Annotated in this window: 7 protein-coding genes and 1 pseudogene; 4 read left to right on the forward strand and 4 right to left on the reverse strand. The window is 77.8% G+C overall.

The annotated features are described in order from the left end of the window. Window positions 1-284: 284 nt before the first annotated feature. Window positions 285-482, reverse strand: coding sequence for a ferredoxin (locus ACFY07_RS28220; protein WP_390872387.1), 198 nt, complete (start codon window positions 480-482; stop codon window positions 285-287). 7 nt (window positions 483-489) lie between these two features. Continuing rightward, the gene (locus ACFY07_RS28225) at window positions 490-1,809 is read right to left on the reverse strand and encodes a cytochrome P450 (RefSeq protein ID WP_390872388.1); all 1,320 of its coding nucleotides are present in this window, start codon (window positions 1,807-1,809) and stop codon (window positions 490-492) included. A 368-nt stretch (window positions 1,810-2,177) separates the two neighbouring features. Between ACFY07_RS28225 and ACFY07_RS28230 the strand changes: the two genes are divergently transcribed. The 3 genes and pseudogenes from ACFY07_RS28230 to ACFY07_RS28240 form a co-directional block, all read left to right on the forward strand. Continuing rightward, window positions 2,178-2,414 (forward strand): hypothetical protein, encoded by a 237-nt coding sequence (locus ACFY07_RS28230; RefSeq protein ID WP_230653776.1) that lies wholly within the window; start codon window positions 2,178-2,180, stop codon window positions 2,412-2,414. 47 nt (window positions 2,415-2,461) lie between these two features. Further along, window positions 2,462-3,649: an SPFH domain-containing protein gene (locus tag ACFY07_RS28235; RefSeq protein ID WP_390872392.1), complete on the forward strand. Its 1,188-nt coding sequence runs from the start codon at window positions 2,462-2,464 to the stop codon at window positions 3,647-3,649. A gap of 310 nt (window positions 3,650-3,959) precedes the next feature. Then, window positions 3,960-5,624, forward strand: a pseudogene (locus ACFY07_RS28240) (GAF domain-containing SpoIIE family protein phosphatase); the annotation flags it as partial. Window positions 5,625-5,666: 42 nt separating this feature from the next. Here ACFY07_RS28240 and ACFY07_RS28245 read toward each other — a convergent pair. After that, window positions 5,667-7,406 (reverse strand): FAD-binding protein, encoded by a 1,740-nt coding sequence (locus tag ACFY07_RS28245; RefSeq protein ID WP_390872389.1) that lies wholly within the window; start codon window positions 7,404-7,406, stop codon window positions 5,667-5,669. 499 nt (window positions 7,407-7,905) lie between these two features. On the opposite strand from ACFY07_RS28245, the gene ACFY07_RS28250 reads away from it, so the two are divergent. Continuing rightward, window positions 7,906-8,859 carry an NADP-dependent oxidoreductase gene (locus ACFY07_RS28250; protein ID WP_390872390.1) on the forward strand — a complete coding sequence of 318 codons (954 nt, stop codon included), beginning with the start codon at window positions 7,906-7,908 and terminating at the stop codon, window positions 8,857-8,859. A gap of 404 nt (window positions 8,860-9,263) precedes the next feature. On the opposite strand, the gene ACFY07_RS28255 is transcribed toward ACFY07_RS28250, so the two are convergent. After that, complete coding sequence (locus tag ACFY07_RS28255; protein ID WP_390872391.1) at window positions 9,264-9,872, reverse strand: TetR/AcrR family transcriptional regulator; 609 nt, start codon at window positions 9,870-9,872, stop codon at window positions 9,264-9,266. Between the last annotated feature and the right edge of the window lie 208 nt (window positions 9,873-10,080).

The following is a 10,080-nucleotide window of genomic DNA, read 5'->3' on the forward strand; positions in this document are numbered from 1 at the left end:
ATGCTCATGGGGACTCCCTGGAAGACTCGGTAGCGACGGTCCCGGTGACCGTCACGCCCTGCTTCCGCCGCCTTCGCGGACCCGGATGCACCCCGTGGTACGAAAGTTGACGGCCGGTCCGGACCGTCCGGGGAGCGCTGGCGCTCCGGGGGAGGGCCCCGGGGAGGCCCGGGCGGCGCCAGCCGTCCGCCGCCGGAACCGGCCGCGGGCCGCGGGCCGGACGGCGTCGGTCCTCCGGCGCCGGTCGTCGCGGCGTCAGACCTCCGGCGCCGGCCCTCGCGGCGTCACTCCTCGTCGAGGGTGATGACCGCGTTGGGGCAGAGGGCGGCCGCGAGCCGCGCGGCGGCGTGCTGCCGCGGCGCGGGGCGGTCGTCGAGGACGACGACGGTGCCGTCGTCCTCGTCCTGGTCGAAGAGCTCCGGTGCGTTGAGGGCGCACTGGCCCGCGCCGCGGCAGCGGCCCCGGTCGACGCGGATCCTCATGCCGGCCTCACACCTCCCACGCGACGGGGAGCTCGTGGACGCCGTAGACGACCATGTCGTCGCGCATGCGGAGCTGCTCGGGCGGCACCGCCAGGCGCAGTGCGGGGAAGCGCCGGAAGAGGGCGGGGAAGGCGGTCTCCATCTCCACGCGCGCGAGCTGCTGGCCGAGGCACTGGTGGACGCCGTGCCCGAAGGCGACGTGCTGCGAGGGCTCGCGGGTGAGGTCGAGCCGGTCGGGGTCGGGGAAGTGGGCGGGGTCGCGGTTGGCGGCGGCGAGGGAGGCGGCGACGGTCTCCCCGGCCCGGATGCGGTGTCCGGCGAACTCCAGGTCCTCGCGCGCCACCCGGACGGTGCCGAACTGGACGATGCTCAGGTGGCGCAGCAGCTCCTCCACCGCACGTCCGACGCGGTCGGGGTGCTCGCGCAGGAGGCGCAGCTGGTCGGGGTGGCGGAGCAGGGCGTAGGTGCCGAGGGCCAGCATGTTGGCGGTCGTCTCGTGGCCGGCGATCAGCAGCAGGCGGCCGACGCCCGCCACCTCCTCGTCGCTCAGGGCGGCCTCGGGCTCGTCCCGGTGGAGGAGGGCGCTGAGCAGGGCGTCGTCGGGCCGGTCCCGCTTGGCGGCGACGAGGTCGAGCATGTACCGCCGCAGGGCCTCCATCGCGGCGTAGGTCCCGGCCTCCTCGCCGCCGACCCGCAGCAGGGCGGCCGACCAGGCCTGGAAGCGGGCGCGGTCCTCGTACGGGACGCCGAGCAGCTCGCAGATGACGAGCGAGGGGACGGGGAGGGCGAAGGCCCGGACCAGGTCGACGGGGGGTCCGGTGCGCTCCATGGCGTCGAGGTGGTCCTCGACGATCCGCTCGACGGCCGGGGCGAGGGCGCGCATCCGCCGCACGGTGAAGTAGCGGGTGAGGATCCGGCGGTAGCGGGTGTGCTCCGGGGGGTCCATGCCGATGAAGACGCCCGCGCGCGACGCGGGGTCGGCGGGCGGCCGCACCGTGCGCACCGGGGAGGAGGCGTGCAGGCGGTCCGCGCTGAACCGGTCGTCGGCGAGGAGGGCGCGGACGTCCTCGTGCCGGGTGAGCAGCCGGCCGGTCCCCCCGTCGGGGAAGGCGAGCCGGCTGACGGGGTCCTCCTCCCGCAGGCGCCGGTACTCCGGCGGCGGGTCGAAGGGGCAGGTGCGGCGGACGGGCAGGGCGGCCGGTGCCGGTCCGGGCGCGGTGGTCCGGGCCGCGGTGGGTCCGGGGGCGGCCGTGTCGGTCGCGGTGGGGCCGGACGCGGTCGGTCGGGCCCCGGTCGGTCCGGTCGCAGCCGGTTCGGTCGTGCGCATGGCGGCGGTGCCTCCGTCCGACGTGCCGCCGGCAGCCTGCGGGGGCTGCCGCGGCGGGGCCGCGCCCGGTCGGCCGGACGCCGCCGGACCTGCACCTCAGGGTAGTCCGGCGGCGCGGCCCGCGCCGGGGGGCCGGGGCCGTTCGGGCGGTGCGGCCGGGCGGCGGTCCCGGCCCCCCGGGGTGCCCGGGCGCACGGGTCCGCCCGGGCGGGGCGCGGTGTACGGTGGAAGACATCAAGGACATTTCCGGCATCGAGCACGGTGGCGGGCGTCGTCGGCGTCCGGCGGGGCGGGAGGCGCGGGCCTCCGGGGGCGGTGCCGCCCCGTGACGGCCGACGGTGCGGATGCAGCGACGGGCGGAGCCTCACGTGGCACGTGGACGCACGGACGCGGCCGATGACTCCTCGCAGAGCCCGGTCGGGGCCGTCGGCAGGGTGACGGTGCCGATCCCGCCGGACGGTCCGGGCGAGGTCCTGGTCGCCGTGCGGGGCGGGTCGGAGGCGTTCGCCGCGTGGTCCGCGAAGCCGGTCGGCAGGGACGCCCGCGTGGTGGTCGTGGACTCCCTCTCGGCCCGCTCGGTGGTCGTCGAGCCCCTGCCGTCCTGAGCCGCAGGACCCCAGTACCGAACCAGGAAGATCCGCAGGTGGTCGCCATGCTGTTCTGGCACGTCCCCGCGCCCAACGAGGCCATGCTCATCTCGGGCTCCAAACGGCAGGCGCAGGAGACGCAGTTCCGCATCGTCACCGGCCACGGGAGCTTCGTCCTCCCCGTGAAGCAGAAGGCCCGCATGCTCTCGCTGGCCCTGCGGGAGGCGGAGATCGCGGAGGACTGCGTGACGCAGCAGGGCATCCGGCTCACCGTGCGGGCGGTCTGCGTCTTCAAGGTCGGCGACGACGCGGTGTCGATCGCCAACGCCGCACGCCGCTTCCTGGCGGAGCAGAACCGGATGGAGGAGCTGGTCGGCCGGATCTTCGCCGGCCACCTGCGCTCCATCGTCGGCGGGCTGACCGTGGAGCAGATCATCCGGGAGCGCAGCCGGGTGGCCCAGGAGGTCGTGGCGGGCAGCCACGGCGAGATGGAGAAGCTCGGCCTCGTCGTGGACGCGCTGCAGATCCAGGAGATCGAGGACGCCACCGGGTACATCGACAACCTCGCCGCGCCGCACGCGGCGGCCGTCGCCAGCCAGGCCCGCATCGCCCGGGCCAGGGCCGACCAGGAGGCGACCGAGCGCGAGCAGCAGGCCGCCGCCCTCAAGGCCGAGTACGAGCGCGACACGGCGATCAAGAGGGCCGGCTTCCTGGCGCAGACGGAGGAGTCCAACGCCCGCGCCGCCCAGGCGGGACCCCTCGCGCAGGCCCGGGCGTCGCAGGAGGTCGTCGAGGAGCGGACCGCCCTGGCCCAGCGGGAGGCCGGGCTGGCGGCACAGCGCCTGGAGGCGGAGGTGCGGCGGCCGGCGGACGCCGAGGCGTACCGGCAGCGGACCCTGGCCGAGGCGGGCCGCGACCGGGCGAGGTTCGAGGCCGACGGCGGCGCCTACACCGAGCGGACCCTCGCGCAGGCCCAGGCGGACGCCAACTCCGCCCGCGCCGCCTCGCTGCGGAACGGGAACCAGGAGCTCATCGCGGCCAACCGGGTCGTGGAGAACCTGCCCGCCCTGGCCGAGGCGGCCGCCCGCGGCATCTCGGGGGCCAGTGTCACGGTCCTCAACGGCACCGAGGGCGTCAACCAGGTGGCGGCGGGCATCGTGGGCCAGGGCCTGGCCATCCTCCGCTCCCTCCAGCGGGCGGCGGCCCCCGCCGTCCCCGGACGGCCGACCGCGCACATCCCGGAGAAGCCCTGACCCGCGGCCGGACCCCCGCGCCCCCGGAGGGTCCTCCCCCGGGGGCGCAGGAGCACCGGCCCCGGGCCGGAGGGGCGGCGTCCGGCCCGGGGACGTGCGGTGCCGGTGCCGCGCACGGGGGCGGGGAGGCTCGGCGGCGTCCCTGGAATGGCCGGTGAGGACGGCCGCCGGCGCGAAGGGGCACCGGGGCCGGCGACAGGAGGTGTGCGTGGCGGCCGGTTCCCCCGAGGTGCCCCCCGCGGTGCCGGGCGCGCGGGGACGGGTGGGGGCCCTGCGGGACGCCGGCCTGACGGCGGCCCCCGACGCGGACATGGACCGCCTCGCCCGGATGGTGACCCGCATCCTGGACGTGCCCGTGGCCCTGGTGTCGCTGGTGGAGGAGGACCGCCAGGTCTTCCCCGGGATGGCGGGGCTCGCCGAACCGTGGGCGGGCCGCCGGCAGACCCCGCTGTCGCACTCCCTGTGCCGGTACGTGGTGGCGTCCGCGCGCCCGCTCGTGCTGGCCGACGCCCGGGAGCACGACCTGACGTGCACCAGCCCGGCCGTCCCCGACCTGGACGTCGTCGCCTACGCCGGGATGCCGCTGACCGACGCCGACGGGCACGTCCTGGGCTCGCTGTGCGCGATCGACGGGTCCGTGCGGGAGTGGACCGACCGCGAGCTCCAGGACCTGGCGGACCTGGCCGAGTCGTGCTCGGCGGGACTGCGCCTGCGGATCGCCTCCCGGCACGCCCGGGACATGGCCGACCAGGCCCGCCGGTCCCTGGCCGGCGCCGAGGTCCTGCTGCGGGCCGCCGAGGACCTGACGGGGGCGTCGAGCCTGACCGACGTGCGCCGCCGGGTGCGCGACCTGGTCGGCGGCGACCCCAGGCCGGCCTACGTGGGCCTGGTCCTCGCCGAGAACGGCCGCCTGCGCCGGGTGCCGGACCCCGGCGTCGCCCACCTGCTGGAGTCCCGCCACTCCTCGTACGAGACCGGGGCCCCCTTCCCCACCGCGCGGGCGTTCCGCGAGCGGCGGACGGTCGCCGTGCCCGACCGCGGCCACCTGCTGCGCCGCTTCGGCCCCGAGTCGCTCGCCGCGGCCGACACCCTGGGCCTGCAGTCCTCGGTGTCCCTGCCCCTGGTGGGCACCCGCGGGCCGGTCGGCGCGCTGACCCTGGGCTGGGCCGAGCCGCACCGGGTGGGGCTGCAGGAGCAGGCCGTGCTGACCTCGGTGGCCGCCTGCACCGCCCAGGCGGTGGAGCGGGCGGTGTTCCTGGAGGAGCGCGTCCAGGTGGCCCGCCGGCTGCAGCACGCCATGCTCACCGACCTGCCGTCCGTCCCGGGCCTGGACATGGCCGCCCTGTACCTGCCCGCCGCCGCGGACGACATGGTCGGCGGGGACTGGTACGACAGCTACCGCCTGTCCCCCACCCCCGCGGGCGAGGGCGGGTGGGCGGTGACGGTGGGCGACATCACCGGCCACGACGTCAACGCCGCGGCCGTCATGGGACAGGTGCGCGCCGTGCTGCGCCAGGCCACCCCGGACCACCCCGGCCAGGAGCCCTCGACCGGCGTCAACGCCCTGGAGCGCGCCTGCGCCCGCCTGTCCCTCCGGGCGAGCGGCACCCTCGTGCACGCCCACCTCGACCGGCGGGGCGACGGCTGGGAGCTGCGGTGGACCGACGCGGGCCACCCCCCGCCGCTGCTGCACTCCCCCGACGGCGGCACCCGCCTCCTCGGGGAGCACGACGCCCTGGTGCACCACGCCCTGGGCCCGCTTCCCCGCACCGACCACCGCCACGTGCCGGCGCCCGGCTCGACCCTGCTGCTGTACACGGACGGGCTCGTCGAACGCCGGGGCACCTCCTGGGACGCCGCCCTGGACCGCCTCGCCGCCGCACTCTCCGACAGCCGCGGGGAGCCGCTCCCCGAGCTGCTGGACCGCCTCGTCGACCGGACGGGCAGCGCCGCGCCCGACGACGACGTCGTGCTCCTCGCCCTGCGCCCCCGCCCCGCGGCCGGGGCGCTCCCCCGCTCAGCCGTTGGGCACGGCCTGGGGGAAGGTGAAGAGCCGCCCGGGGTCGTAGGCGGCCTTGACCCGCCGCAGCCGCGCCAGGTTGACGCCGTAGTAGGCCTGCTGCCAGTCGGTCAGCTGCGGGTCGACGTAGTTCTGGTACGCCCGGCCGCTCGCGTACGGCCGCATGGAGCGCCACACCCCGTCCAGCCACGCCTGGTTCCGCGGCACCGAGGCGCCCGCCGGCCAGTTGGCGATGTACTGGGCGAGGAACAGCCCGTCGCGGTGCACGAACGCCGTGTCCTGCGGCCGCACCCGGTTGATCGCGCCGCCCAGCGCGTCCAGCGCCACCGCGCAGCTGCCCCCGGCGGGGACGGTGCGGGAGTACCGCTCCACCCCGGCCAGCAGGGCCCGGACCGCCGCGTCGGACAGGCCGCGGTTGTAGAAGTCGGAGCGCGCCCCGTAGGACTCCCGCACCACCCGTCCCTGCGGCCGCCGGCCGGGCAGGTCCCCCGGCAGATGGTTCTGGGCGATGCTCCAGCCCAGCGTGCCCGCCATCGCCAGCATGGTGTCCAGGTACGAGCGGCTGCGCACCACCGCCGTGGCGGGCGCGGCGCCCACCGCGGCCTCCAGCCGGGACAGCTGGGCCTGCAGGCCCGAGGCGGACCCCAGGTGGACCACGGTCACCCCGACCCGCTGCGGGCCGGTGTGGTTCGCGGACAGGTGCAGGCTCGACCAGTACGGGTCGGGCGCGGCCGGGGCCCAGCGCTGCCAGCCCCGCAGGACGGCGGCGGCCTGCCGCCAGGGCCAGTACAGGAAGGCGTAGGAGCAGGCCGGGGCGGGGTGGGTGCGGAAGTCCAGGCGGGTGACCACGCCGAAGTTGCCGCCGCCCCCGCCGCGCAGGGCCCAGAACAGGTCCGGGTCGTGCCGCGCGTCCACGGTGCGGATGCGGCCGTCCGCGGTGACGATCTGGGCCGCGGTGAGGTTGTCCGAGGTCAGCCCGTACGCCCGCCCGGTGACGCCCACGCCGCCGCCCAGCGCCAGCCCCGCCACGCCCACGGTCGGGCACGACCCGGCGGGCACCGTCACCCCCCGCGCCGCGAGTCCCGCGTACACGTCCACCAGGCGGGCGCCCGCGCCCACCGAGGCCGCGCCGCGCGAGGAGGAGACGGAGGCCATCCGGCCCGTGTCGACCAGCAGGCCGGTCGTGGTGGACCAGCCCGCGTAGGAGTGGCCGCCGCCGCGGACCGCCACCGGCAGCCGGTGGCGGCGGGCGAAGGCGAGGCAGGTGGCGACGTCCTGGGGGTTGGCCGGATAGGCGACGGCGGCGGGGTGCGCGGTGTCGTAGCGCGGCTGGAAGCTCTCCCGCGCCACGGGGTAGCGGCGGTCGCCCGGACGGACGAGGTACCCGTCCAGGTCGCGGGAGAGCGCCGCCCAGTCGCCGGGGCCGGCCGCGGTCGGCGAGGCCGCGGCGTACCGGGTGGCCGGACGCGCGGACGGTGCGGCGGAGCCCGCGGCGGGGAGTCCGTCGCCGGCCGGGGCGGCGGGGAGCCCGCCGCCTGCCGTGGCGGCGACGGGGGCGCGTCCGGCGGCCGGGGAGCAGGCGGCCAGCCACAGGGCGGCCGCCGCTCCCGTCCCCGCCCGGAGCAGCGTGCGGCGGCCGGTCGTGGAGGAGGCCCCGGCCCGGTCCGGCCCGGCGGGCCCGGGGGCGGGGGTCCGCGGCTCGGGGGTCCGCGGCTCGGGGGTCTGCGGCTCGGCCATCTCCGGTCACCTCTCGGCAGGCGCGCCGCGCACCGTTCCGTCCGGCGGACGGGGCGCGCTGCGCACATCGTGCGAGAAGGACGACGTCGCCGCATCCCGAACGGTTGTCGGAAAAGGGGAAAAGGGTCCGGAAGGGCGGAGAGAAACGGAGGAACGGGCAGGAAAGGGGCGCTCCGGGCCGGGAACCCCTGCGGGGGCCGAACGGTGGAACACCCCCGGAACCCGCCGGCGGCGCACCGCGGGCCGGCCGCCGCCTCGGGCCCTCCCGGGCACGGGACACCGGCGGTCCCGGGGGAGGCGGCGCCCCGCCGCGGTCGGCGGGCCGGGCCCGGCGGAACGTGGAATGCTGCGAGACGGGCACGGGCACGGCCCGTGCCGGACGCCGGCCGGCACCGCCGGCCCGCGGGGACCCCGCCCGGGCGGACGGCCCGCGCCGGCCCCGCGGACGGCCCCGCACCCGCGGGCGCCGCCACCCTGAGCGCACACACCGGGAGTGGACGTGTCGAACACCATGCACGCCGTGCGGGCGCACCGCCGCGGCGGACCCGAGCAGCTGGTCCACGAGGAGGCGCCGCGCCCGGAGCCGGGGCCGGGCGAGGTGCTGGTCGCCGTGCGGTCCGCCTCCATCACCTCGGGCGAGCTCACCTGGGACGCGAGCTGGACCGACAGCTTCGACGGGACGGGGCACGACCGCACCCCGGTCATCCCCTCGCACGAGTTCTCCGGCGTCGTGGCCGCCCTGGGCGACGGCGTGACCTCCTGGGCCGAGGGCGACGAGGTGTACGGGCTGGTCCCGTTCACGCAGGACGGCGCGGCCGCCGAGTACGTGTGCCTGGCCGCGGACATCCTCGCCCCCGAGCCCGCCGCCGTGGACCACGACCGGGCGGCCGCCGTCCCCCTGGCCGGCCTCACCGCCTGGCAGGCGCTGGTGGACCACGCCGGACTGCGGGCGGGGCAGCACGTCCTGGTGCACGGCGGCGCCGGGGGCGTCGGCTCGTTCGTGGTGCAGATCGCCGCCGCCCTGGGCGCCGAGGTCACCGCCACGGCGGGCGCCGCGGACCTGGACTTCGTCCGGGGACTGGGCGCCACGAGGGTCGTGGACTACGCGCACGAGCGCTTCGAGGACCACGTCGGCGACGTGGACGTGGTCGTCGACATGGCCGGCGGGGCCACGCTGTCGCGTTCGTGGGCCGTGCTGCGGCCGGGCGGGGTCCTGGTCGGCATCGCGGAGCCCCCGGACCCGCAGGAGGCCGCGCGGCACGGCGTCCGGGGCGTCTTCTTCGTGGTGGAGCCCGACTCCGCGGGGCTGCGGTCCGTCGGCCGGCTCATCGACGAGGGGCGGCTCACCCCGGCCGTGGACCGGGTCCTGCCGCTCTCCGAGGCCCGCGCCGGCTACGAGGCCCTCGCCCGGGAGCACCGCCGGGGCAAGGTCGTGCTCCACGTGTCCGGCTAGGGCCTGTGCGACGTCGTGATCGATGGTGCAGTCCCGTGCCTGCCGGGCGCGGGGTCCGGCAGGACGTCGCGTGGGACGCGCGGGCGGCTCGCCGGCGGGCGGTGGACGTCCGTCGAGCGGCCCCTGCCGGTCGGCGCGTGCGGCCCGCACCCCCGGAGGCTGCGGGATCGGTCCGCAGGAGTCCGCAGATCGAACAGCCCGAAGTCACCTTCGCCCTGATCGAGGCCCACCTGCGCCGGACGGGCACCCCGCTCCCCCACCGGTGAGCGACCGTCGACGGCGGGCCGCCTCCCCACCGGCCGGCCGCCGGCAGGGAGTCGCAGCCGGCCGCCGTCACACCCTCGCACGGGCCCCAGCGCTCCGACCGGGAGGGCCTGCCCGCTCCCGCGGCCCGCGGCCGTGCGTCAGCCGGGGAGGAGCACGGCGGGCAGCACGACGGCGTCGAAGTAGGCCTGCAGCTGACCGGCGTCGCACTCCTCGCCCTGCAGCAGGGTGGCGGTCAGGACGGGGGCGACGACCAGCTGCGGGAAGTAGGGCAGGGCGGGGGCGGCGGGGTCCGCCTCGCCGCGGTCGACCGCGCGCCGGGCCATCGCGGCGAGGGCGGCCGCCTCGGTGTCGAAGAGGGTCTCCCTCAGGGTCCGGGCCAGCTCCTCGTCGGTGCGCATGGCGTGGCAGACCGCGCTCAGCAGGGCGCCGGACTCCACCGCACGGTCGGTGACCCTCCTGGCCACCTCGTAAAGGTCGCCCCGGAGCGAGCCGGTGTCGACCGTGGAGATCTTCGCGGGCTCCGCGTGGCGCAGCGCGGCGACCACGAGCCGGCTCTTGCTGTGCCACCGGCGGTAGAGGGTGGCCTTGCTGACGTGGGCCCGGACGGACACGGTGTCCATGGTGAGCGCCTCGTAGCCGACGTCCCTGAGGACCTGCAGGACGGCGTCGTAGAGGTCGTGCTCGCGCTCCTTGGGCAGGCGCGAGTAGCGGTCCCCCGGGGCGGCGGGGGGCGTGGAGCTGGTCATGGCGGTGATCCTTATCACACGTGGCGGCGGTGAGTCCGGCACGTCTCCGGGCCGGCGCCCTGGCGGGCGCCGGCCCGGAGGGGGTGTCCCGCCCGGCCCGGCCCGCCCCGCCCGCCCCCCCGGGGGGGTGACATTTGCACGACGGGCCCCAGCGTTGGGGGGGGCTCGGGGACCCCGCCGCGGGTCAGCAAGGCCGGGATGAGGGGGC

It is taken from the genome of Streptomyces sp. NPDC001380, from assembly GCF_042895785.1.
In the GTDB taxonomy this organism is placed as follows: Bacteria; Actinomycetota; Actinomycetes; order Streptomycetales; family Streptomycetaceae; genus Peterkaempfera.